The 25,097-nt window shown below is 37.6% G+C and carries 23 protein-coding genes; 16 read left to right on the plus strand and 7 right to left on the minus strand.

What is annotated here, in order from left to right; translation table 11 throughout:
- The first annotated feature begins 22 nt into the window (after positions 1-22).
- From rpsJ to ABD930_RS13290, 5 genes are all read left to right on the plus strand, one after another.
- Positions 23-328, plus strand: a complete 306-nt coding sequence (gene rpsJ / locus ABD930_RS13270; protein WP_345232215.1) for a 30S ribosomal protein S10 — start codon at positions 23-25, stop codon at positions 326-328.
- A 240-nt stretch (positions 329-568) separates the two neighbouring features.
- Positions 569-1,252 (plus strand): response regulator transcription factor, encoded by a 684-nt coding sequence (locus ABD930_RS13275; protein WP_345232216.1) that lies wholly within the window; start codon positions 569-571, stop codon positions 1,250-1,252.
- Positions 1,253-1,369: 117 nt separating this feature from the next.
- Positions 1,370-2,758, plus strand: coding sequence for a sensor histidine kinase (locus ABD930_RS13280; RefSeq protein WP_345232217.1), 1,389 nt, complete (start codon positions 1,370-1,372; stop codon positions 2,756-2,758).
- A 120-nt stretch (positions 2,759-2,878) separates the two neighbouring features.
- Positions 2,879-3,367: a hypothetical protein gene (locus ABD930_RS13285; RefSeq protein WP_345232218.1), complete on the plus strand. Its 489-nt coding sequence runs from the start codon at positions 2,879-2,881 to the stop codon at positions 3,365-3,367.
- Between the two features lie 33 nt (positions 3,368-3,400).
- Complete coding sequence (locus ABD930_RS13290) at positions 3,401-4,327, plus strand: bestrophin family protein (protein ID WP_345232219.1); 927 nt, start codon at positions 3,401-3,403, stop codon at positions 4,325-4,327.
- A 77-nt stretch (positions 4,328-4,404) separates the two neighbouring features.
- On the opposite strand, the gene ABD930_RS13295 is transcribed toward ABD930_RS13290, so the two are convergent.
- The 3 genes from ABD930_RS13295 to ABD930_RS13305 form a co-directional block, all read right to left on the minus strand.
- Positions 4,405-5,067 carry a carbonic anhydrase gene (locus ABD930_RS13295; protein WP_345232220.1) on the minus strand — a complete coding sequence of 221 codons (663 nt, stop codon included), beginning with the start codon at positions 5,065-5,067 and terminating at the stop codon, positions 4,405-4,407.
- 11 nt (positions 5,068-5,078) lie between these two features.
- The gene (locus ABD930_RS13300) at positions 5,079-6,707 is read right to left on the minus strand and encodes a SulP family inorganic anion transporter (RefSeq protein ID WP_345232221.1); all 1,629 of its coding nucleotides are present in this window, start codon (positions 6,705-6,707) and stop codon (positions 5,079-5,081) included.
- Between the two features lie 176 nt (positions 6,708-6,883).
- Complete coding sequence (locus ABD930_RS13305) at positions 6,884-7,222, minus strand: hypothetical protein (protein ID WP_345232222.1); 339 nt, start codon at positions 7,220-7,222, stop codon at positions 6,884-6,886.
- A gap of 224 nt (positions 7,223-7,446) precedes the next feature.
- Here ABD930_RS13305 and mgtE point away from each other — a divergent pair, with 224 nt between their 5' ends.
- Positions 7,447-8,826: a magnesium transporter gene (gene mgtE, locus ABD930_RS13310; RefSeq protein ID WP_345232223.1), complete on the plus strand. Its 1,380-nt coding sequence runs from the start codon at positions 7,447-7,449 to the stop codon at positions 8,824-8,826.
- A gap of 136 nt (positions 8,827-8,962) precedes the next feature.
- Here mgtE and ABD930_RS13315 read toward each other — a convergent pair whose 3' ends face one another.
- Entirely contained in the window at positions 8,963-10,000 is a 1,038-nt protein-coding gene (locus ABD930_RS13315; protein WP_345232224.1) for a LacI family DNA-binding transcriptional regulator, read from the minus strand.
- 96 nt (positions 10,001-10,096) lie between these two features.
- On the opposite strand from ABD930_RS13315, the gene ABD930_RS13320 reads away from it, so the two are divergent.
- From ABD930_RS13320 to ABD930_RS13330, 3 genes are all read left to right on the plus strand, one after another.
- Positions 10,097-11,584: a xylulokinase gene (locus ABD930_RS13320; protein ID WP_345232225.1), complete on the plus strand. Its 1,488-nt coding sequence runs from the start codon at positions 10,097-10,099 to the stop codon at positions 11,582-11,584.
- A gap of 38 nt (positions 11,585-11,622) precedes the next feature.
- Complete coding sequence (xylA, locus tag ABD930_RS13325; protein ID WP_345232226.1) at positions 11,623-12,951, plus strand: xylose isomerase; 1,329 nt, start codon at positions 11,623-11,625, stop codon at positions 12,949-12,951.
- 77 nt (positions 12,952-13,028) lie between these two features.
- On the plus strand, positions 13,029-14,081 hold the full coding sequence (locus ABD930_RS13330) for a sugar phosphate isomerase/epimerase family protein (RefSeq protein ID WP_345232227.1): 1,053 nt from the start codon (positions 13,029-13,031) through the stop codon (positions 14,079-14,081).
- Positions 14,082-14,236: 155 nt separating this feature from the next.
- Here ABD930_RS13330 and ABD930_RS13335 read toward each other — a convergent pair whose 3' ends face one another.
- On the minus strand, positions 14,237-16,126 hold the full coding sequence (locus tag ABD930_RS13335) for a TonB-dependent receptor plug domain-containing protein (RefSeq protein ID WP_345232228.1): 1,890 nt from the start codon (positions 16,124-16,126) through the stop codon (positions 14,237-14,239).
- Between the two features lie 226 nt (positions 16,127-16,352).
- On the minus strand, positions 16,353-17,312 hold the full coding sequence (locus tag ABD930_RS13340; RefSeq protein WP_345232229.1) for a zinc dependent phospholipase C family protein: 960 nt from the start codon (positions 17,310-17,312) through the stop codon (positions 16,353-16,355).
- 116 nt (positions 17,313-17,428) lie between these two features.
- Here ABD930_RS13340 and rpsT point away from each other — a divergent pair, with 116 nt between their 5' ends.
- Positions 17,429-17,683 carry a 30S ribosomal protein S20 gene (gene rpsT / locus ABD930_RS13345; RefSeq protein ID WP_345232230.1) on the plus strand — a complete coding sequence of 85 codons (255 nt, stop codon included), beginning with the start codon at positions 17,429-17,431 and terminating at the stop codon, positions 17,681-17,683.
- A 57-nt stretch (positions 17,684-17,740) separates the two neighbouring features.
- Here rpsT and ABD930_RS13350 read toward each other — a convergent pair whose 3' ends face one another.
- Positions 17,741-18,613 (minus strand): 3-keto-disaccharide hydrolase, encoded by an 873-nt coding sequence (locus ABD930_RS13350; RefSeq protein ID WP_345232231.1) that lies wholly within the window; start codon positions 18,611-18,613, stop codon positions 17,741-17,743.
- A gap of 110 nt (positions 18,614-18,723) precedes the next feature.
- Here ABD930_RS13350 and radC point away from each other — a divergent pair, with 110 nt between their 5' ends.
- The 6 genes from radC (at position 18,724) to ABD930_RS13380 (ending at position 25,039) form a co-directional block, all read left to right on the plus strand.
- Entirely contained in the window at positions 18,724-19,425 is a 702-nt protein-coding gene (radC, locus tag ABD930_RS13355) for a RadC family protein (protein ID WP_345232232.1), read from the plus strand.
- A gap of 125 nt (positions 19,426-19,550) precedes the next feature.
- Entirely contained in the window at positions 19,551-21,953 is a 2,403-nt protein-coding gene (pheT, locus tag ABD930_RS13360) for a phenylalanine--tRNA ligase subunit beta (RefSeq protein ID WP_345232233.1), read from the plus strand.
- Between the two features lie 25 nt (positions 21,954-21,978).
- Positions 21,979-22,287: a hypothetical protein gene (locus ABD930_RS13365; protein ID WP_345232234.1), complete on the plus strand. Its 309-nt coding sequence runs from the start codon at positions 21,979-21,981 to the stop codon at positions 22,285-22,287.
- 34 nt (positions 22,288-22,321) lie between these two features.
- Positions 22,322-22,612 (plus strand): cell division protein ZapA, encoded by a 291-nt coding sequence (locus ABD930_RS13370; protein ID WP_345232235.1) that lies wholly within the window; start codon positions 22,322-22,324, stop codon positions 22,610-22,612.
- Positions 22,613-22,901: 289 nt separating this feature from the next.
- Positions 22,902-24,455 (plus strand): ribonuclease Y, encoded by a 1,554-nt coding sequence (gene rny / locus ABD930_RS13375; RefSeq protein ID WP_345232236.1) that lies wholly within the window; start codon positions 22,902-22,904, stop codon positions 24,453-24,455.
- Positions 24,456-24,511: 56 nt separating this feature from the next.
- Positions 24,512-25,039, plus strand: coding sequence for an Mpo1 family 2-hydroxy fatty acid dioxygenase (locus tag ABD930_RS13380; RefSeq protein WP_345232237.1), 528 nt, complete (start codon positions 24,512-24,514; stop codon positions 25,037-25,039).
- Positions 25,040-25,097: the final 58 nt, after the last annotated feature.

Below are 25,097 nucleotides of genomic sequence, written 5' to 3' on the forward strand. Positions count from 1 at the left end.
ACATCATTTCAAAACAATAAAAATGAGCCAAAGAATCAGAATTAAATTAAAATCGTACGATTACAACTTGGTTGATAAATCAGCTGAGAAGATTGTAAAAACTGTAAAGCCTACAGGAGCAGTGGTTAGCGGACCGATTCCCTTACCTACAGAGAAAAAAGTTTATACAGTTTTACGTTCACCTCACGTGAACAAAAAAGCTCGCGAACAATTTCAACTATGCTCGTATAAACGCTTATTAGACATTTATAGTTCTAATTCAAAAACAGTTGATGCGTTGATGAAACTCGAATTGCCAAGTGGCGTTGAAGTAGAAATTAAAGTATAACGATTTTGTTGATTAAAATCTTAAAGCGGTGAAAAGTCATTTTCACCGCTTTTTTGTTTTTATCGTTCAGCTTGTTATGATGAGTGCAAAACAAATGAATGGAGAAGAAGTCTTTCGTGCTGTGTCATTTTTATCCTTAACGGAAAATTGGGATAAAATGTGTATTTTTAGCAAAAGGTGGTTAAATATGCCGATACATATTGATGCAAATTCATCTAGCTATATTAAGTTATTTGGTATATGGCAAATAAAATTCTTGTTATTGAAGACCAATCGAAATTAGCTTCTCTAATTCAACGTGGTTTAGCTGTTGATGGTTATGATGTTAGTATCGCACCTGACGCGGAAACAGGGCTTGAGATGGTAGGCAGCGAGGTTTACGATCTTATCTTACTTGATTTAATGCTACCGGGTATTAGTGGTATTGAGCTTTGCCAGCTCTTGCGTAAGGAAAATAATCGAACACCTATTCTCATGCTAACCGCCCTAGGTGATACGCACAATATTGTTCAAGGTTTGGATTCAGGAGCAGATGATTACATGGTAAAGCCATTTAAATTTGAAGAATTAAAAGCAAGAATTCGTACGCTGGTGAGAAGAAATAGTGTGGCCCAAGGATCATCATCAACTATCCAGGCCTTGGATTTAACATTAGATTTAGATACCCGCACTGCCACTCGTTCTGGAAAGGAGATCATTTTAACTGCTACTGAATACCGATTATTGAAATTTTTACTGACCAATAAAAATAAAGTGCTGACTAGAATTGAAATTTTAGAACACGTATGGGATATCAATTTCAATATGGGAACGAATGTGGTGGATGTATATGTGAATTATCTGAGACGAAAAATTGATAAAGGTTACGGTAATAAGCTTATTCATACCATGATTGGTGTGGGCTACGTTCTTAAAGAGACTTAATATCACGTTCAATAGTGAGTAAGATCGCAAGTAGTAAATTAATCTGGCAAGTGCACTATTCATCTAACGTCTAGACATGGTACATCCAGTTTTATTATCCTTAACAAGCAATTGTAGATGAAAATCCAAAGTAAATTTCTCCTTCTTTTTCTTGGCTTTGCGTTAGGATTAATTTCTATACTAATGGGTGCAACTTTTTATTTTACGCAACGCTATGCTTTTGAAGATTTCTATAAGCGGCTTGAAGCTAGAGTCAATATTGGAGCGGAAATTTATCGGCAAGAAGATGAACGAACTATTTTCGATTATAGGCGTATTCGCGATCGTTACTTAGAGAAGTTACCTGCCGAAAGTGACTTTTTCTTCCGGGTGGAAGGAGGAAAAGTCATTCCAAAACCAGGTGCACCTAAATTACCTGAATCCTTTTTTTTAACCATTTTAAAGGAGGGAAGTAGTCGTTATAATGATCATAATGATTTTTTTGCGGGCAAATTTTTTAAGGCTGAAAAAGGAGATTTTATCGTTGTTGTTTATGCCAAAGACCCGTCTGGGTTTAGGGAGTTAGCAGCATTACAGCGGATCTTACTCATTGGTTTCTTGATATCTATGCTCGTGATTTACCTTATTGGAAAAATTTTTTCTCAGCATATTTTTAAGCCTTTTTCTCAGATTATTAAAAAGGTAGAGGCTATAACAGCTGATAATTTACACTTGCGCCTTACCGATCGAAAAGGAAAAGATGAGTTGGCTTTGATCACCAGTACATTCAACGATATGCTTGATCGACTGGAAACAGCTTTTGATACACAAAACAATTTTATCAGTAATGCTTCTCATGAGTTACGTACACCTATTAGCATTATATCTGGTGAAGCAGAGTTAGCATTGAATACTGCTGATTTGTCCGCCTCAACTAGACAATCTTTACAAGCTATTGCAAGTGAAGCTGATAAACTTCAGCAAATTATCAGTGGACTTCTTTATTTAGCGAAAACTTCCTTTGACAAGCAGAAGCAACCCAAGGAACGTATCCGTATGGATCAGCTGTTAATGAATCTAAAGAAAGTTACCGACCAAGTTAATCCTAATAGTAGGCTACTCGTATCCTTTGATGCACTTCCAGACGAAGAAGATGAGCTGACAGTATATGGTTATGAACACTTATTGCAATTGGCTATCGCGAATATCGTCACCAATGCCTGTAAATACTCGGATAATAAGCCCGTCAAAGTAGTGCTTAAAACTTCGAATAAACACGTTATCTTACATATTGTAGATGATGGAATTGGAATACCGGAACAAGAGAAGAAATATATTTTCGAACCTTTTTTTAGAGCTTCCAATACCCATTTATATGAAGGTCATGGGGTAGGTTTACCTTTGGCCCTAAAGATTATTCGCTTACATCGAGGAACAATAGATATTCAAACGGAAGTTGGTTCTGGCACAGCCATTACCATTTTATTACCAAGTGTGGCAAACGGAATGAAGTCTCGAAAAATCTAATCCCATTTTAATTTCCCTCTTAATTTTCTTTAATAGAGAATCCTTTTTTTTGTGTTAGTAAACTAATTGACTACCGTTAATTGTTGGTAGTCAGAATATTGCATAAGAAAAATAAGCGCTATGAAAAAAATTCTAATACCAATAGATTTCTCTGCTAAATCCTTGGATATCTTAACTGATTATGTGTTAGCAACAAATGTCCATGAACTCGATGTGTTGTTCTTCAGTGGTATAAAACTTTCGGATTCCATAACGGATCTTTTATTGTTGTCTAGGCGTACGAAAGAAGTAGAACGAATACCTGCCTCTTTTGAAAATTACTGCAAATGTATTCAGCAGGAGTTTAAAACGATAAGCCGCGTACGTTTTATCTATTTTTATGGAAATACGTTAGCACTCTTCAGAAATTTTTTAGCAGCACAAGAAATTGATGAAATTGTGTATGATCCAACGTTAAAATTGAAACGGATTACGAAGTTGAGCTTAGATACCGTAGACATGATTGATAAGCTGAAATGGACGAAGTGGACGCCTGATAAGCGTAAACCACAGATTGAAGCACGCATCATAAAAACCAAAGCAATAGAGACAATAGAAGCAATGGTTTAAATAGACAATTAGTATAAATGTTGTATTAAAAATATGTTACTGAAAAATAATATTCCTATAGGTTATGTACTGGGAAAAGTAAGACATGACAGTGCTTTAGTCGCTATATACGCAGTTGTAATTACCATATTACATGAATGGAAAATATTTTCTTTTGATATCCCCATAGGTGGTGTACCTGCTATTCTTGGTACAGTAATATCGTTATTACTTGCATTTAGGTCAAATCAAGCTTATGATCGATGGTGGGAAGCCAGAATTGTATGGGGGTCCATTGTAAATGATTCCAGAAGTTTTGCTCGCCAGGTCATTACGTTTGTTGGAAATTTATATGAAGCCGGTGCATGTGGTGCATTAAAGGAGCGGTTGATAAAACGACAGATTGCGTGGAACTATGCCTTAACGAAATCGTTGAGGAAACAAGACCCTTATGAGGATATAAAGAGATTTTTATCTACGTCAGAGCTTGAATTTGTTAAAGCTTATGATAATGTACCCAATGCGCTTTTAAAATTGCAAGGTATGGATATTCACAGGGCAACAGCAGATGGATTGATCAATCAGTTTCAGCAAATAGAGATGGAGCGAACATTGACAAAATTAACTGATGCGATGGGTAAATGCGAGCGCATAAAGAATACTGTTTTTCCAGAAACATATACCTTATATATACGTTTAGCGATTTATTTATTCATTACCGTTTTGCCTTTTAGTTTATTTGGATTATTCGGATATGTTTCGATCCCTCTAATTATCGCTATCGGTACGTTGTTTTTGTTAATCGAAAAAATGGCTGTTCATTTGCAAGATCCATTTGAAAATAAACCAACAGACACGCCGATGTCTACCATTTCGGCAAAAATTGAACGAGACTTGTTGCAAATGTGGTTAGACGATAAGGTGGATAGCAGTCGTACCGAAGTAAACGAAGAAAATAAAGACGTATTTTATATTTTATAATAAATGCAAAGGCTCCTAAATAAGCCCCGGTTTTAAATTAGTGCCGGGGCTTATGCCGTTTATGAGTAAACGAATGCCTATTTATAGGCAAAAACTTCGCCTAATTGGGTACTATCTGTAAAGGTTAAATTTAAATCTACCAGTTTACCGCTGGCGAGTTCAATGACCATTCCATGTATGGCAAGATCATCTCTTTCTTTCCAGGCATTCTGCACGATAGTCGTTTTACATAAATTGAAAACTTGTTCGGCAACATTGAGCTCTACCAAACGATTTACCTTTGCTGTTTCATCTTCAATAGCGTCTAATTCATCTCTATATAATCGATATACATCTTTGATGTGGCATAACCAGTTGTCAATTAGGCCGAATTGTTTTTGACTTAATGCGGCAGCAACACCTCCGCAACCATAGTGCCCAGCAACGATGACATGCTTTACCTTTAATACGTTTACGGCATAATCAAGAACACTTAACATGTTCATATCTGAGTGAATACACATATTCGCAATATTCCGATGCACAAATACATCACCGGGACGTGTGTTCGTTATTTGATTGGCGGGCACTCGGCTATCAGCACACCCAATCCACAATAATTCTGGACTTTGACCCTTGGCTAATTCTTTAAATAAGCCAGTGGTGTCACGTTCTACTTCATCTACCCAAGCAGCGTTTCCGGCTAAAATCTTATTGAATGTCTCTTGTAATATGGGATTTTTAAATGTTTTATTTGACATAAATTCTATTGTTAATCTTGTTTAGTGAGTTTATTTCTTCTCCTTTTTGTTGTTGGTTGCACTTTTTTAAATAGATAATTGATATTTGGGATTTCCCGTTTATCATATATATCAATTAGCTCAATCTTTTTTCCGTTGCTTAAAGCGTTCTGTTCATAATCTTTGATTACCTGAACGACGTCTTTATCAATGAATCGACTTTTTGAGCCATCAACCGTTATGTGATGCACATCTCGAGGTAAATTATATAACGATTGTTGGATTGCGGCTTTATTCAAAAATGAAACCTCCTCGGATAAATATACTTTTACCCTTTTATAACCATCTACCTCCTCGAGGTCGTACCCAAATGGATTACGCATGTTATTTCGTAAAAGATAGAATATAGCAACAACCATCCCAATAGCAACGCCAGTTAGTAAGTCCGTAAAGACTACCGCTAATATAGTAATCGTAAACGGAATAAATTGATCAAGCCCCCTCTTATACATATGGGTAAACAAAGAAATTTTAGCTAACTTATAACCTGTTAACAATAAAATAGCAGCGAGACAGGCTAATGGGATCATATTAATAACTGTTGGTATGATGAGTAAAGCTAATAATAACCATATACCATGAAAGATGGCACTTTGTTTGGTTTTTCCTCCAGAATTTGCATTTGCAGAAGAACGGACAATGACAGAAGTCATGGGGAGACCACCTAATAAGCCACTAGTCATATTTCCAACACCTTGCGCAACTAATTCTCGATTGGTAGGCGATACCCGCTTATAGGGATCCAATTTATCTATAGCTTCAATACTGAGCAAAGTTTCTAAGCTCGCTACAATGGCGATGGTCAATGCAACAATCCATACATCATGATTAAAAATAGCCGTAAAATCTGGAAAAATAAATAAGCCGATGAATTCATCAAAGGAGTTGACTGTTGGTATACTAACCATATGTTTGGAAGCGATTTCCAGTGAGCTGCCTTTAAATATTTGTGTCAGGCCAATACCTATAACTACTGCAACTAATGGAGCGGGTACGGTATTGAGCTTTTTTAATTTTGGCCAATAGAGCAAAATCAATAAAGAGAGAAGCGTTATAGTAAAAGCACCTAGATGAATAGCACCTAACGCAGTGTTGAGCGCATCTAATGTGTTTTCCCCATCCAATTGCTTAAAACGTTCATCTCCAAAAAAATCAGCGTCATATCCTAGTGCATGTGGTAACTGTTTTAATATAATGGTAATACCAATAGCAGCGAGCATACCTTCAATCACTGCGGATGGAAAATAATTGCCAATAGTGCCCGCTTTGATCAATCCGAGTACTAGTTGAATGATCCCAGCCAAGACAACTGCCAGTAAAAAAACAGAATAGGAGCCTAAAGACTCAATAGCACCAAATACGATAACCGTTAAACCGGCTGCGGGACCGCTTACGCTTAATTGCGAACCACTTATTGAGGCTACTACAATGCCACCAATAATTCCAGTTAATAATCCAGCGAATAAAGGAGCCCCTGAAGCCATAGCAATCCCCAAACATAAGGGAAGTGCTACAAGAAATACGACTACACTGGAAGGTAGATCATATTTCAAATTCCTTTTGGCAATTTTAAGAAATGCCGAAAATCGTGTACCTAGCATAAAAAAAGAGGTATGTTAAATGTAAAATAAATATGTTGTTGGATTATCCTAAAGCAAATTTATATGGAGGTTGTATGTATAAGCAGGACATAGGTGTGGGAGTTCCTACCCTGTATACACACAACCCAACAGCATATTGCTATGCAAAAGGATTTAATTTTGGAATTTTTGAGCGATTAACAATTTGGAGGGGGCGTAGGTACCGATGGATAAAATGACTTAAAATGTATATCCATATCTACTATATACTGCTTTATAGACAAGTATCGGATTGGTGTAAGAAATATATTCCAATCCATGTTTGTGGCGAACTCCTTTGCAAACTTCTCCATAGCCATGTCGGTGGCATTTGCTTTTCCAGAGTGATTTTCAATTTCCAGCTGCAAGATAACAGCCATTACTTGGTCGCTATCATAAAAGCTAGCATAAATAGGCGCAATAGAAATTGCCATCTTCACAAAGAAGATTGCGGAAAATAAAAAAGCATATATTTTTCTCTTTTGACTAATGCGCATAAATCAAATATTTTGCTAAAATAAATAAAATTATAAAAAGTGTATGCTATAGCGATTCAAAAAATTACCTAAGTTGGACAAAAGCAATCATTTTGCACGGTTAAACGTTAAGTCAAAAGATATTGATAAAAAAAATGTTTTGCGTGAATATTATTCAATAAAAAAGGCGATTTTTGCAGCAAATAACGTTTTTATGTAAAGCATGCTTAGCAAAGGGAGTTTTTATGGACAACAGCTTAGATACGTTAGTGGGGCAGGTAGAATTATTAATTGCTGAGGGAGATAAGGAGCAATTAAAGGAGTATTTAGATAACTTAAATATTTCAGAAGTAGAAGATCTGATTGACGAACTACCGGAATATGGAGCCACCTTTATTGAGACCTTAAGTATTAATCGAGCTGTAAACGTATTCCGTATTTTAGATTTTCCTACTCAGGAACGTATTATAAAAAAGCTATCTGGTCCAAAGATTACTGAATTAATAAACGAATTGCCTCCTGATGATCGAACAGCCTTTTTCAGTGAATTACATGGAGACGTTGTAAAAAAAATGATCATTTTAATGCCTCCTGAAGATAGAAAGGAAGCATTGACATTATTGGGATATCCGGAAGACAGTGTTGGGCGACTAATGACGCCGGATTATGTAACGGTTAAACAAGACGTTACTGTTGGTCAGGCACTTGAGCATATCCGGGAATATGGTAAGGATTCTGAAACAATCGATGTCATATACGTTATTGATGAAAAAGGAGTGCTCCTAGATGACATCCGAATCAGGGAAATCATTTTGTCTAAACCGGAGGTTCACATTGCCGATTTAATGGATAATCGATTAATAGCCCTTAACGCATTCGATCCGCAAGAAGAAGCGATTACCGTTTTTAGAATGAATAACCGCGTAGCCTTACCGGTAACAGATAAACAAGGGGTTCTATTAGGAATTGTAACTGTTGACGACGTTTTATGGATTGCTAATGAGGAATATACAGAAGATATACAACGTATAGGAGGATCCGAAGCCTTGGATGAACCGTATCTAGACGCCTCTATTTGGCAATTAGTAAAAAAGCGTGCTCCTTGGCTAATGGTGCTGTTTATTGGTCAGTTTTTTACCGCTACCGTAATCGAGGGGTATGAAATGCAATTACAAGCGGCTGTTGTATTAATGACATTCGTTCCTTTAATTACATCAAGTGGTGGAAATACCGGCTCGCAAGCTTCAGCGCTTATTATTCAGGCAATGGCTTTGGGCGAAATAAGTTTAGGTGATTGGTTTCGTGTTTTTAGAAGGGAACTTGCTTCTGGACTTATTTTAGGGATGATATTAGGAACATTAGGTTTGCTAAGAATATTTGGATACCACCTTTTTGGTGAATATGGCGATACATGGTTTCTATTAAGTCTGGTTGTCGGATGTGCGTTAGTTGGTGTCATTTTATGGGGATCTCTAGTAGGAGCGATGTTACCTTTTGTATTGAAAAGGCTAGGGGCTGATCCAGCAACATCGTCGGCACCTTTCGTTGCCACACTGGTAGATGTTACTGGTTTGGTCATTTATTTTACGATCGCCACACTTGTCCTTAAGGGGACGTTATTATAACGTTACGTAAAAAAGTTTTGGATAAGTAGACATAGAAACGTAATACGTCATACGTATATCGTTAATTCAAATTTAGCAAGGCAATAAACCGTTGCCTAAGGCTCATTACTTAAATTAAAGCCTAAAGCATATAGATCTAAACAATGTTTGGGATATACGGACCTTTAGAAGATTCTCTGACGATTAAAAGTGGTTCAAGTTTTATTTGTTTAGGAGCATGTTGATAAAAATTTCCTTCTTTAAGCATACGTAGAAATAATTGCGCAACTTCTTCTCCCATGCGGTTTGTTTGTTGGTCTATAGTCGAAAGTGTGGGTGTAACGAGACTACCAAACGCCTCGTTTGCAAAACCAATTACACCTATTTCTTCAGGAATCTTTAATTGTTGTTCTTTTAATTGCTGGATGACACCCATGGCAGTGAAATCTTCCAATGTAAATAGTGCATCAAATGGTATATTCCTTTGTGTCAGTTCTTTCACACATGCTTTTCCAAAATCCAACGACAAATTTCCTTTTAGAATTAATTGCTCATCTATAGGAATATGGTATGCTTTTAGGGCATCTAAATATCCCCGAAGCCGTTCTTTAAAAATAGACAAGTTTCTTGTCTCTGTAATATGCACAATTTTTTTATAGCCTGCTTTTATCAGGTGCTCTGTAGCCATATATCCACCTTTATAGTCATCTATGGTCACAGCAGGAGCGGGTATACCCTCTAGTACCCTATCAAAAAAGGCGAGAGGAATGTTTCTGGTTACGATATCCTGAAATGTCTCCTTATTTACTCTGTTGATAGCTGTGGAAGCAATAATGCCATCTACCCTTGAATTTAGCAACGTTTCAATACCCTTGTCTTCTTTTTTATACGATTCTTGAGATTGGTACAATAGGATTGAATAGCCATTCTGATTCATTACCGATTCAATTCCATGCACCACGGAACTAAAAAAACTGACGTCTAGTGAGGGGATTAAAACGCCAATAATGTTACTTTTACCTGAGCGAAGCGAGGAGGCAATTTTGTTTTTTCTGTAACCTAATTTCTCAGCCGTCTGTTTTACGGCTTCCTTAGTGGATTTACTAATCGCCGGATGGTCATTTAAGGCTCTTGCGACAGTGGAAAAAGTGATATTCAGTTCCTTTGCAATATCTAAGATGGTTATCTTTTTCATTTCACATCAAAAATATCAATTGCCTTTGGAATTATGCTACTTTAGTTTTATTTTTATGCCAACGTTAGCACTACCTGAATTAATGAAAAACAAACCATGTTATTATTAGGAATAGATATTGGTACATCGGCAATAAAAATTTCCGTAGTAGATGCCTCTACACAACGGTGCATCGCATCGTATCGTTATCCGGAGCAGGAAGAAACCCCTATATTAACACCAAAAAGTGGTTGGGCAGAGCAATCACCCGATACCTGGTGGGAACACGTACAGCAAGCTTTGTTAAGACTTAACCAAAAAAGACTATATGATCCATTAGCTATAACAGCTATTGGAATTGCATACCAGATGCATGGACTGGTCTTGACCGATCAATATGGCAACAGTATACGGAATGCTATTATTTGGTGTGATAGCCGCGCCGTTGAGATTGGTGCCCGTGCATTTGAAGCCCTTGATGCAGCAACTGTATTAACGTCTCTTTTAAATTCTCCAGGTAATTTTACAGCAGCAAAATTGGCTTGGATAAAAAGCAACGAGCCAGCTGTATATGATCAGATATATAAAGTAATGCTACCTGGAGACTATATTGCGTTAAAGTTGACTGGTGTCGTTACGACCAGTATTTCAGCGCTTTCTGAGGGAGTGTTCTGGGATTTTAAGAAAAACGAGCTCTCAAAAGCGCTTATGGATTATTTCGGATTTGACCGAAACATGATACCAGACATCTTTCCTTTGTTTAGCGAGCATGGCTATTTACAAAAATCGGTGGCTGATCGTTTAGGTTTAAAGGATGGAATACCAGTAAGTTATAAAGCTGGAGATCAACCTAATAATGCGTTGTCGCTAAATGTACTGAAACCAGGAGAGGTAGCCGCGACAGCGGGAACATCTGGAGTAATTTATGGTATAAGTGACGAGCTGGTTCATGATCCATATTCCCGTATCAATACGTTTGCTCATGTAAATTATACAGAAAATGATCCAATAGTCGGAGTATTGCTTTGCATCAATGGTACTGGTATTTTAAATCGGTGGGTCAGAGATCAATTTGGAAAAGATTTAAGCTACGAGGCGATCAACGATTTGGCTAGCGAAATCCCCTTAGGCAGTGAAGGATTAAAAATATTACCTTTTGGGAACGGAGCAGAACGTATTTTGCAAAATAAAATAATAGGTGCACAGTTTGTTCATTTAGATTTGAATAGACATCAATATAAACATGTTTTCAGAGCTTGCCAGGAAGGGATCGTTTTCGCTTTCAGATATGGTTTGGATATTATGCGTGAAAATGGTATGATACCTCAAATTATACGTGCTGGAAAAACAAATCTTTTCTTAAGTGGCTTATTTAAAGATATATTTGTTAATATAACTAATGTGCCAATTGAATTATATGAAAACGATGGTAGTGTGGGAGCTGCTTTAGGGGCTGGTATTGGAGCAGGTATTTTTAAAAGCCCTGAAGAGGCATTTCGGTCCGCCAAACCACTGGAAATTATTGAACCAAAGAAGGACCTGGTGATTGCTTATGAGAATAGTTACCAAGAATGGCTTACTATTCTAAATAGACAATTAATATAAATGAATTAACTAACTAAAAAACAATAAAATATAGTATTATGTCAGTTATTATAGGAGAACGGGAGTATTTCAAAGAGATTAGACAGATAAGCTATGAGGGTCCGGAAAGTGATAATCCTTTGGCCTATCATTGGTACGATGAAAATAGGGTTGTCGGTGGTAAAACCATGAAAGAACACTTACGATTTGCTGTTGCTTATTGGCATTCTTTTAACGGAACAGGAAGTGATCCGTTTGGTGGACAGACACATTTCTTTCCCTGGGATGAGCATGCCGATGTTATACAACGGGCTAAGGATAAAATGGATGCTGCTTTCGAATTTTTTACGAAGATGAATCTGCCTTATTACTGTTTCCATGATGTAGACGTAGTTGATTACGGCAATGATGTGGTGGAGAATGAAAGACGCTTGCAAATTCTGGTAGAATACGCTAAAGATAAACAGCAGGCAAGCGGCGTAAAACTACTTTGGGGAACAGCAAATCTATTTAGTCATCAACGGTACATGAATGGTGCTGCAACTAATCCGGATTTTACTGTTGTAGCTCATGCTGGTGCACAGATTAAAGCAGCCTTAGATGCAACAATTGCTCTAAATGGAGAAAATTATGTGTTTTGGGGTGGCAGAGAAGGTTATATGACATTACTTAATACAGACATGAAGCGTGAGCAGGAACATTTAGCCCGTATGTTACATATGGCTAAAGATTATGCGAGAGCACAGGGGTTTAAAGGAACGTTCTTTATTGAACCTAAACCTTGCGAACCAACGAAACACCAATACGATTACGATGCAGCAACAGTCATTGGCTTTTTACGTCAGTACGATTTATTAGACGATTTTAAATTAAACCTGGAAGTTAATCATGCTACGCTAGCCGGTCATACATTTCAACATGAATTGCAGGTTGCCGTTGATGCGGGATTGCTCGGATCGATGGATGCCAATAGAGGAGATTACCAGAATGGATGGGATACCGATCAGTTTCCAAATAATATTAATGAATTGACGGAATCATTATTGATCATATTGGAGGCCGGAGGTTTTGGTGGCGGCGGAATAAACTTTGACGCCAAAATTAGAAGAAATTCAACCGATCCAGTAGACTTATTTTATGCGCATATTGGCGGGGCAGATACTTTTGCTAGAGCGTTAATCGCGGCAGATAACATTTTAAAACAATCATCCTATAGGCAAATCCGAAAAAATAGGTATGCTTCATTTGATAATGGTGAAGGCAAACAATTTGAAGATGGAAAGTTATCGCTTGAAGAGTTGCGAAATCTGGCCATTACATTTGGCGAACCGAAAACCATAAGTGGTAAGCAGGAGTTTTTAGAAAATCTGATTAATCGGTATATCTGAGCACGAGTGTATTCCTTGCATCGCTTGAAAATTTATCCTATATTAAACCGTTGAATAAAAAAACAAACGAGATACAAATGAAAACAATTAAAGGGCCAGGAATTTTCTTAGCACAATTTATTGGAGACAAGCCGCCATTCAATACGTTAGGATCTATTTGCAAATGGGCGAAAGGGTTAGGATTTAAAGGTATACAAATTCCGACGGGAGATGCTGCTTATTTTGATCTGCAAAAAGCCGCAGAAAGTAAAACTTATGCAGATGAGATTAAAGGCTTGGTTAATAGCCATGGCTTAGAAATTACGGAATTGTCTACTCATTTACAGGGGCAACTTGTAGCAGTAAATCCTGCATATGATAAGCTTTTTGATGGATTTGCTCCAGCCAGCTACCGTAATAATCCAAAAGCTCGTACCGAATGGGCCATACAACAACTGAAGTACGCGGCGCAAGCTTCCCGAAATCTAGGTTTAAATGCCCATGCTACGTTTAGCGGTGCGTTGTTGTGGCATACGGTATATCCTTGGCCACAGCGTCCGGCAGGTTTAGTAGAAGAAGGTTTTACAGAACTTGCCCATAGATGGTTACCTATTTTGAATGCGTTTGATGAGGTGGGGGTAGATGTCTGTTACGAAATCCATCCAGGGGAAGATTTGCATGATGGGATTAGTTATGAACTATTTCTTGAAAAAGTAAATCAGCATGCAAGAGCATGTTTATTATATGATCCGTCTCATTTTGTTTTGCAATGCTTAGATTATCTAGCCTATATTGATCATTATCATGAACGTATCAAAATGTTCCACGTAAAAGATGCAGAATTCAACCCAACGGGTAAACAAGGTGTATATGGTGGTTATCAAAGTTGGGTAGAACGTGCTGGCAGATTTAGATCATTAGGTGACGGACAAGTAGATTTTAAATCAATATTCAGTAAATTAACAGCCTATGATTTTGAGGGATGGGCCGTGATGGAATGGGAGTGTGCACTAAAGCATCCAGAAGATGGTGCCAAGGAAGGAGCGGTGTTCATTGCTGATCACATTATTCGGGTAACCGATAAAACCTTTGATGATTTTGCGGCGACAGTGGTAGACCATGACTTAAACAAAACGATTTTAGGTTTATAAAGTCATAATTAATACCTCACATAATGTTATCGTGTGAGGTATTACTCTATGACAAAAAGTATTCATTAGACAGTAGTCGGTTTAAGGTTGCTAATTGTTAATTTTACGCTCCTATATCTACTGAAGACGTATTGCTAAGAACCTTTTACTTGACGCTAAAGTGCATAGTTCAATCCTAGACTGAACCATCTGCCTGGTAATGGTATGGTTGATGTTTCAATATAAGTAATGTCGAATAAGTTATTGGCTTCCAGTTTAATAACATATTTTTCCCATCGATAATGCGCTTTGAAGTCGGTTATAAAGTAATTTTTGTAACTGATCCGTTCTACAAAGCGTTGAGCCACGCTCATCGAAAGATGTGTTGTATGCCAAGATGCACTTGCAACCAGCTGATGCTTTAAACTTTCAATTGCATATTTAGATAATAGGTTATTGCTGTTGGCATTAATAATTTTTGGCTTAAGAAAATTATAAGATAAACCGATATACCACTTATTTTCTTCCTCACTGGCGATTTTGAGTTTAGACGCGATATTGATTCCCTGAACTTGATTTTGCAAGAAGTTGCTAGGTTCCCAGTTTTCTTCGGCCGATGGTCTAGTCCAATCAATAAAATCAGTTATTTTTCGATAAAAATAACTGGCGTTTAAGAACCAGCGCTGATCATTGAATTTAATTCCGCTTTCTGCATACCAAGCTTTTTCCGGTGTCAATTCTGGATTCCCTATATTTCCTCCTCCTGTAGTATATAGGTCTGTAAATGAAGGAACTCGTTCACCTGAGCCGGTATTCACATATAACCTCCAATGATTGGTCAATGTGTAGCCTAGATCTAATCCTGGATATATCTGCCAACCGAACTTGCTGTTATAATTTAAATATGCTCCTATATTTGCTGCTAAACGATTGATGATCGCTGTTTTATATTCGGCGTATACACCATAATTCCCCCTTTTCCTATTACCCATATTGCTGCTGATCATAAACTCATTTCTGGCCTCTAAACCGAAGCCGATAGTTCCTACATCCGTTCGGTAGGTTGTATTTATTTCCGCGGTAGCAACGTGGGTATGGTGAAGATTACGATATAAGTCTAAGTTGTGCTGATCGTATCGATAATCGTCATGATTATATCGGTAACTTAGTCTTGGTTTGATAGACCATCGGTCGGATAAGTGACCATCAAAATCAATTGAAAACAGGGCTGTTTGAACAATTTCTCTTGCTTCACGATCATGAGGTGGAGCATAATAAGCATTCGCTCCAAAATCATTGTGTGTATAACCTGCCATAAGGTTCCACGAATTTTGAAGATCGTTTCGGATTTTTCCCTGATAAAAAATTTTACCATTGTGAAACGGCGTATTATAACGATAACCATTGCTCGTATCATAACTGCCATAAATTAAATGATTGGAGCGATCAGTAGTTAAACCGGCACCCAGTTGAATACCTCTTCCGTTATAAATACCTTTACCATCACCTTCTTCTTTATTTTTAAAACTGGATGAAGCGTTTAATTGAGCGTCGAAAAATTGTTTTTCGGGTACGCGTGTTACAATATTTATAGCACCTGTTAGGCTATTGATTCCGTAAATACGAGCAGCGGGGCCTCTGATGACCTCGATTCGTTCAATAGCTCCTAACGGAACGGGTATGTTCATAGAATGATGTGCGGTTTGTGGATCGCTAACTTTAACACCGTTTACTAAAATCATTGTCTGTTCAAAAGTTCCACCGTCAATACTAATATCTGCTTGAGCGCCCCAAGGGCCCCTTTGCCTTACGTCTACTCCGGCTATATAGGACAATAATTCATTGATCGAATGTGCAGGTAACTGTTTAATATCTTCTTTCGTAAGAATGTCTATATTTCTATTTTGTTCTGTAAATGGAATCCGTAAGCGATTTTCGGTAACGGTAACCTCATTTAAGTGGGTCGTTAAGGTGTCATCAATTGCTGTTGTAGACAAGGATTGACCCCATGATGGCGATTGGGCAAGACAAAGTAAGGCGCAAAAAGAAGTAAAAATTTTCATCATCGTCACTTGTTATAAAATAATAAAGCAAAGAAGCTGTCCGAAAAGCCTCAACTCCACACATCATGATGAATAAGGTGCTCCAATCGATATGGCGATTGTAGACTTTTCGTACACCTCAATGCTGGCACAAAATAAAGACTCTTATGGCATCTTGAAGTAGTCCGGTTTTGAACTTCTTCATAGTCCGGTTATTTTAATACTTGTCTATGGTGGTGATCGATGCTATTTACTGCCATTCTTCCCGGCCTAGTGCCTTTTTATCATAATAACTACTGTCTGCTTGCACGTCAGTTGCTAATGGCTGATCTGGCTTCAGTAGACCTTTCAGATCGGGTTGGCCAGCGTCTACCCAAGCCGAGTACCAATAACTACCTACTGCAATTACTGCTTTTTTCATCTGTTGCTCTACCATGCCACCCAACAATCGATGGTAGTCAGTAGAATAAGCGCGCGAATACACTTTGTCTATTGTCCTTAAACGGTTTTCATAAGCAAACTTCTTTTCTTGCGGATACGTTTTGCTAAGGGATGCTTCGATTTCTAAGACACTGTCTACCTGAGAAAAACTTTGTTCTACCATATGCCAGGCTTCCAGAAGAGGATGATCAATATATTGCGCCGAACCTACTAGGAAATCGTAATGCTGTGCAAACAACTCTGGTAATCTACTTTCCCAAAAAGCATGGATGCCTACTTGGTTGGTTAATTGGCCATTGTAATTATGAGTGGTATGTAAGGGAACATGCGCATCTGCTATATAGTGGCCTAAATCAGCAGAGTGACGTAAGATTTTTGGAAGATCTTTTGTCTGAAAAGCTTTAATCAGCTGATCGTACGAACGTGCAATTTGCCAAGGAACTATTCCGCGACTCATAAGGGTATCTTCTGTATATTTTGCCACAGCGGCCTTCCATGTTTTTGGAATACTGTCAAAAGGATGTTTGCCATATGCATCGGCATCAATATAATGTCTAGCAGCTTCATATTCGGTGATATAGCGCCTTTTATCAGGGTCTACAGCATGTTCCGTTAAATAAGTGGCGTACATTTTATAAAATGGTGCCATTGAATTTGGAAGTGTATATATGGCTAACCTATTGATTTGTTTGTGGGCATAAAAGCCCCAAGAAGATAGGGTAACCAAGAGAATCGATGCTATAAATAAACGGATAGAGGTTTTCATCATTCAAAAAGTTGAGGTGTTAAATACTTGTTTTTAATCTTTTTTAAAAGTTTTTGTATTATCCAATCAAAGTCCTATATTTGCAATCCGAAAAAATAATAAGAATTAAAGGCTAAAAAATGGCAAATCATAAATCGTCAATTAAAAGGATTAAGACTAGCGCTGCGAAGCGTTTGAGAAATCGTTACCAAGCTAAGACAACTCGTAACGCTATCAAAAAATTACGTGCAACAACTTCTAAGGAAGATGCTGCAACGTTGTTGCCACGCGTCATATCAATGCTTGATCGTTTGGCAAAGAAAAATGTTATCCATAAGAACAAGGCTTCTAATAATAAATCTAAGTTGACTAAATTCGTTAACGGTTTAGCTTAATTTTATAGATAAAAAATATAGGGGTTGAGGAAATCTTCTTCAACCCTTTTTTATATTTTACTCTTTCTTTAGTTCTCTCTCCCTAATTTTCTCTAAAACACTTTGAAGTTTTTCTGGATTTTTAGCATATGGTGCTAGATCAATTATCGCTACTTTTCTGAATTCTACAGGATGACTTTCACTTTGTAAGCAGAAGTATCCACTTTTTAATACTTGGCCATCCTGTTTTATGTTGGGGTCATAATTGGAAACATTGCCTCCGTTAATCGTTGGATGTGTATATACCATGACCGTATCACGATTAATGATATGTTTTATAATGGAATCGCCTAGAACCAAGGCATCAGCGGTAACCCATTGATCTCCGGCATATGTTTTGGATGATGAATTAAGGCAATGGGGCGTAAATTGCTCGTTTTTATAAACGACCTCTGTGCCAGGGGTGCATAAATTACCTGTTGGCCGTTCCTCTTTTCCATTACCACCAAGCAATTGATCTTCTAACGAGATTGGAAAATCTTGATCTTTAAGCATCGTATGCGGATCTTGGCTATGCAGCATAATGCCACTGTTTCTCCAAGCCCATCCTTCACCACCTTTTGCCTGTTCTCCGACAAAACGATATTCTACCCTTAAGAGATAATAAGAATAGGGCTTATTGTAAAAAATATGTCCATATTGCTGGTCGAATTGATTGTAACCTTCATAGCTAACTTTAATGACGCTATCTTCCACCCGAAACGTATGGGCAAAATTATCACCTACCTCATGTTTCGCTATTTTAACAGTCCAATCGTTTAGATCTTTTCCATTAAATAAATCAACCCACTGGGGTAAAGCGTCTTCTTTTAATGTCGACTGTCCAAATTGGCAAGCTGTTAAAGCGCCACCGAGAAGTGTTAAGATTCCTAGTTGTATGAATTTATGCATTGTCTATAATTGCGTAATTTAGGCCGAAATTAACAATTTTTACCATATCTTTGAGAAAAATAGATCATAAAAGCCTTTTTTAACCTATTGATAATTTTATAATCTTTTTTATGAATGAAGTTTACAGTAAAAAAATGTGTCTAAAAGAATGGGCGGAGCAAGATAGGCCACGTGAGAAATTGGTATGCAATGGCAGACGGATGCTTAGTGATGCCGAACTTATCGCCATACTTATAGGAAGTGGATCCCGGGAAGAAACGGCAGTAGAACTAAGTAAACGTATTTTGGCCAATGTGGAGAACGATTTAAGTGAATTGTCCAAATTAACCTTAAATGATCTGCGAGCGTTTAAAGGAATCGGGGAAGCGAAGGCCATTACCATTATGGCTGCTTTGGAGTTAGGCCGGCGGAGAAAAGAAAATATTGCAAAGAAAAAGCCGCAAATAAAAAGCAGTGAAGATGCCTACCGTATTTTACAGCCATTATATGCAGATTTAGGACATGAGGAGTTTTGGATTTTACTGATTAATACAGCCAATAAAGTTATTGGGCAAGAATTGATCAGTAAAGGTGGAAGCGGCATGGTTGGGGTAGATGTCAAAAATATTTTTGAGGCCGTACTTCATGCAAAAGCAACGGGTTTTATTATGAGTCATAACCACCCGGCTGGAACCCTAAAGCCTAGTAAAGCTGATATACAATTAACCGATAAAATTGTTCAGGCAGCGCAATATATGGATATACGTATGTTGGATCATCTCATTATTACTGACGAGGGTTATTATAGTTTTGTAGATCATGATGATTTATAAATAATTCCAAAAATATGCTAAGTTTGCAACGATTTTAGAACCTTAGTTGCCCTGTTAAAACAGGATTTTAATTCCAAAGTGGTAGATGTGGGGGCTAGTGAGGTCATTTAAAACAATTTATTCGAATGAAAATAGCATATAATTGGCTTAAACAATTTATAGAAATAGATAAAAGTCCTGAAGAACTTTCGTTAATATTGACTGATCTGGGATTAGAAGTAGAAGGCATAGAAACAGTACAAAGTATTCCCGGAGGTCTAGAAGGCTTAGTTATTGGAGAAGTAAAGACGTGCCAACCACATCCTAACGCTGATCGGTTACGGCTAACGACTGTTGATATAGGCACAACATCTTTGCTCCAAATCGTTTGTGGTGCTCCTAACGTTGCTGCTGGACAAAAAGTTGTCGTAGCTCCGGTAGGAACGGTTATTCATCCGTTGAGTGGAGAAGCCTTTAAAATTAATAAATCAAAGATAAGGGGAGAGTTGTCTGAAGGGATGATTTGCGCCGAAGATGAGATCGGTTTAGGTGTCGATCACAATGGAATTATAGTGCTAGATACCGATGCTCAGGTAGGGCAAGCAGCAAAAAGCTATTTTAATGTAACGGATGATTTTTGTTTCGAAATTGGCTTAACCCCAAATCGTGCCGATGCAGCCTCCCATCTTGGTGTGGCAAGAGACGTAGCTGCCTATTTAAAAAAAGAGATTACGCTACCTCATATTGAGCGTTTTAAGGTAGGCCAAGAGCCAAGTCCCATTCAGGTTGAAGTACAAAATACCGAAGCTTGTAGACGTTACACCTCTCTATACATCCGAAATGTAAACGTAGGAAAGTCACCCCAATGGTTAGTCGACCAATTGAAAACGATTGGAATACGTTCGATAAACAACGTAGTGGATATCACCAACTATGTATTGCACGAGCTAGGGCAACCATTGCATGCTTTTGATGCCCATAAAATAGCTGGTAATCGAATTGTTGTTCGAAATGCACGAGAAGGGGAATCTTTTGTGACTTTAGATGGAGTAGCACGAAAACTATCAGCAGAAGATCTGATGATCTGCGATGAAGAGAAACCTTTGTGTATAGCCGGTGTATTTGGTGGTTTAGATTCTGGCGTGAGCGCACTAACTAACGATGTTTTTTTGGAAAGTGCATATTTTAACGCTGTATCCATCCGGAAATCATCTAAAAGACATGGGTTAAAGACAGATGCTTCGTTTAGATTCGAAAGAGGAACAGATCCCAATATGACGGTACTTGCCTTGAAAAGGGCTGCTCTTTTAATTCAGGAAATAGCCGGTGGCGAAATTGTTTCCGCAATATCCGATCATTACCCTGAACCGATTAACTCCTTTATATTTGATGTCAACCTAGAGCAGGTTAGACGGTTAATTGGAAAAGAAATTAGCAACGAGGAAATAATTGCCATTATAGAAGCACTGCATATTGAGGTACGGGTAAAAAGTCAGGGTGTTATCGAAGTAGCTGTGCCACCATATAAAGTTGACGTTACCCGGGAAGTGGACATTATTGAAGAAGTTTTACGGGTTTATGGGTATAATAATATTGAAATGAAGCAGCAGATAAAAGCTTCTCTTAATACCTCTCCTAAACCTGATAAAGAAGTAGTGCAGCACATGGTTTCAGAATTTCTGGTAAGTAATGGTTTTTACGAAATCCTTTCCAATTCATTGACCAAGACGGCTTACCTGGATAATGCAGATACCGCTGTTAAAATCTTTAATCCTTTAAGCAGTGATTTAGACGTTATGCGTCAGAACCTATTATTTTCTGCACTGGAAGCGGTTAGTCATAATCAGAAAAGGAAAAATGCTGATTTAAAGCTATTTGAATTTGGAAAAACGTACTATGCTATTGACGATCGTTATGAAGAAGATCAATATTTAAGTCTGACGCTTACAGGAGCAATGCAACATAAGCAATGGAATCAACCGGTTCAATGGTGCAACTTTTATCACATAAAGGCAGCAGTTGATGCCCTAATAAAGCGGCTTCATATAAAAGATTTAACAAGCGAGGAAGCAGAAGATCCAAAAATAGCTTATGGTCTTCAATATAGAAAGGGGCAAAAAATACTTGTAAGTTTCGGTGCCGTTTCTCTTGATGCCTTAAAGAAAGCAGATGTTAATGGAGATGTATTTTATGCCGTTTTTCATTGGGGATTACTTTTGAAGGCTATCAGTAAAAACCGAATAACATATCAGGAAATCGCTAAATTTCCTGCTGTTAGACGTGATTTATCCTTATTGGTTGATCGCAGTGTTTCTTTTGCCACGCTTAAACAGCTTGCAGAGCGAACAGAACGTAAATTGCTTCAATCTGTCAATGTGTTTGATGTTTACGTAGGCGACAAATTACCACCCGAAAAAAAGTCGTATGCCTTAAGTTTTGAGTTACAAGACGAAGAAAAAACGTTAACAGATAAACAAATTGATTCGGTGATGCAAAAATTAATACTTAACTTTGAAAAAGAAGTAGGTGCCGAGGTTAGAAAGAGTTAGTTGGTAAATTAAAAAACGAAATTAGATGTCAACAGTTTCCGCTCAATTAGACCATGTCGTAGAGAAAACAGCAAAACTGATTGAATTATGTTTATCTTTACAGGAAGAGAATGATATGCTTAAATTGGAAAATCAATCCATAAAAGTAGCATTGGAAACGTGTAAAAATAAGACAAAGGACTTAGAAGAGCAGATGAAAGCTTTGGCAGTGGCGCGTTCATTAGAAGGGTTGGAGATAAAAAAAGAAGCGGGGAAAGAAAAAACACTTGACATCAAGCAAAAAATTAACGATTTTGTGCGAGAAATAGATAAATGTATCGAGTTACTGAAGTAGGTAACTAATTTATATAGTGAATCAAGCTCATCATATGGGAGATATTTCCATAAAAATAAATATTGCAGACAGGGTATATCCGTTGAGGATTGAGATGGAAGAGGAAGAAATTATCCGTCATGCAGCTAAGTTAATTAACGACCGTATAAAAGATCTACAGGAGAATTATGCGGTGAGAGATAAGCAAGATTTGCTTTCAATGGCCGTATTGCACTATGCAACTGCAGCCTTGAAAGCTGAAAAACAAATCCGAGATGAAGATACAGGGGTTGCTGATAAGGTATATCAATTGGATCAATTGCTATCTGAGTTTTTTAAAGAGTAATCGTTCTTTTTAATATTGAGCTTAAGATTTAACCGCAGTTAATTCGGTTTCACTATTTTTAAACTTAACACTTCAATATCAAGAAGCGTAAATAGGCATACTCCATTTTGCCTTTGGCCACCTGGAGATAGTTATACGCTAAACCTGAATATAGAAGTTTAAAATAATTGGAACCTATTATTAGCTGCGGTTTTTTTTTGAATATAAATTGTTTAAGATAACTGATTTAAAAATGGAAGGTAACGTTAACCTTCCATTTTTAAACATCAACTAAATATAGATAAACAACATGGAAATAATGAGTTATGTGCTATTGGGATTAGCTATAGGCATAGTAATAGGACGTTTTTTACTCCGTATCCTATTTAAAAAGCAAGAGCAAGCGGCACAAAATAAGGCAAAGCGTATCTTAAAAGAAGCTGAGCAAGAAGCAGAAATGCTTAAGAAAAACCGCTTATTGGAAGCAAAGGAAAAATTCCTTCATTTAAAGGCTGAACATGAACGTGAAATCAGCCAAAAGAACAACACAATCAACCAAAAAGAAAATGCAATTCGCCAGAAAGAACAGTCGTTAAACTCAAAATTGGAGCAAGTTAATCGGGAAAAACAAGAATTAGACAATACCCGTAAAAATCTAGAACGCCAATTAGAGCTTACCAATAAGAAGCAAGATGAAGTTGACCATCTAAAGCTTCAACATATCAAACAATTGGAAACTATCGCCGGACTTTCTGCAGAAGAAGCAAAAGAACAATTGGTAACTAATCTTCGAGAAGAAGCCCGATCCAAGGCTATGATCCAAATCAAAGACATTATCGATGAAGCCAAACTTACCGCTAGCAAAGAAGCGAAAAAAGTAGTTATCCAAACCATTCAGCGCACCGCTACCGAAAGTGCTATTGAGAATACCGTTTCTATTTTCAATATAGAAAACGATGAAATAAAAGGAAGAGTAATAGGTCGAGAAGGCCGCAATATCCGAGCATTAGAAGCAGCTACTGGCATTGAGATTATTGTTGATGATACTCCGGAAGCCATAATACTTTCAGGCTTTGATCCGGTACGTAGAGAAATTGCTCGTTTAGCCCTTCATCGGCTGGTAACTGATGGGCGGATCCACCCGGCACGTATAGAAGAGGTCGTTGCTAAAACAAAAAAGCAAATCGAAGACGAAATCGTAGAAATAGGAGAGCGTACGGTCATCGATCTAGGTATACATGGTTTACATCCAGAATTAATTCGAATGGTTGGTAGGATGCGTTATCGGTCATCTTACGGACAGAACTTATTGCAACACTCTAGGGAAGTTGCTAATTTCTGTGCTACAATGGCTGCAGAGTTGGGCTTAAATGTAAAGCTTGCTAAGCGTGCAGGTTTATTGCACGATATTGGTAAAGTACCTGATGATAATCCTGAGCTTCCACATGCTATATTGGGTATGCAGTTGGCGGAAAAATATAAGGAACATCCCGAAGTTTGCAATGCCATTGGAGCCCATCATGATGAGATCGAAATGACATCTCTTATTTCGCCTATTGTACAGGCTTGCGATGCTATCTCGGGTGCTAGACCAGGAGCTCGCCGAGAAGTTGTAGAAAGCTATATTAAACGTTTGAAGGAATTAGAAGAATTGGCTTTATCTTATCCTGGAGTAGAGAAAACGTTTGCTATACAAGCGGGAAGGGAATTACGAGTAGTTGTAGAAAGCGAAAAAGTAACCGATGCGCAAGCAGAGATATTGGCTGCAGATATTTCTAATCGTATACAAACGGAGATGACTTATCCAGGCCAAATCAAGGTAACCGTTATCCGGGAAACTAGATCGGTATCATTTGCGAAATAAAACTTGATTTTAGTACTAAGTACTCCGTAAAGTACTTAGTACTGTAATTCATAAATATGGCGCATAAACAACATAAAAAACAACAAACGAAAGTTGAGAAAAGACCCATTGATCTTCTTTTTGAACAATATGCCCTTTATCATCAGCAGGGAACGAACCAATTCATCCATTGGTTTGTTGTTCCTCTAATGACCTTTAGTATTTCTGGAATAATTTGGAGTATTCCCTTTCCTCATTTAAATTTTTTAGGGCAATATAATGGCTTTATCAATTGGTTTACCTTGTTTATGGCGGTTGTTGTTTACTATTATTTGCGTCTAGCACCTACTTTATCCTATGTCATGTTACTTACGTTTGGCCTCTTCAGTTATTTAATTGTTCATTTGGAATACTGGGAGCAGGCAGGCGGTCCGACACTTTGGTCAGTATGCCTGATCCTTTTAATTATTAGTTGTATTGGGCAATTTATTGGCTATAAAACGGAGCAAAAAAAACCATCTTTTTCTATAGGTCTACAATTTTTGTTGACCGGCCCCATTTGGTTATGGCATGTTATTTTTAAAAAATTAAAATTTCCGTATTAAGCATCTTATATTTTTTTATAAAGAATTAACGTAAGTTTAACTTAAAAATAAAGCGCGG

The organism is Olivibacter ginsenosidimutans, assembly GCF_039542865.1.
GTDB lineage: Bacteria > Bacteroidota > Bacteroidia > Sphingobacteriales > Sphingobacteriaceae > Olivibacter > Olivibacter ginsenosidimutans.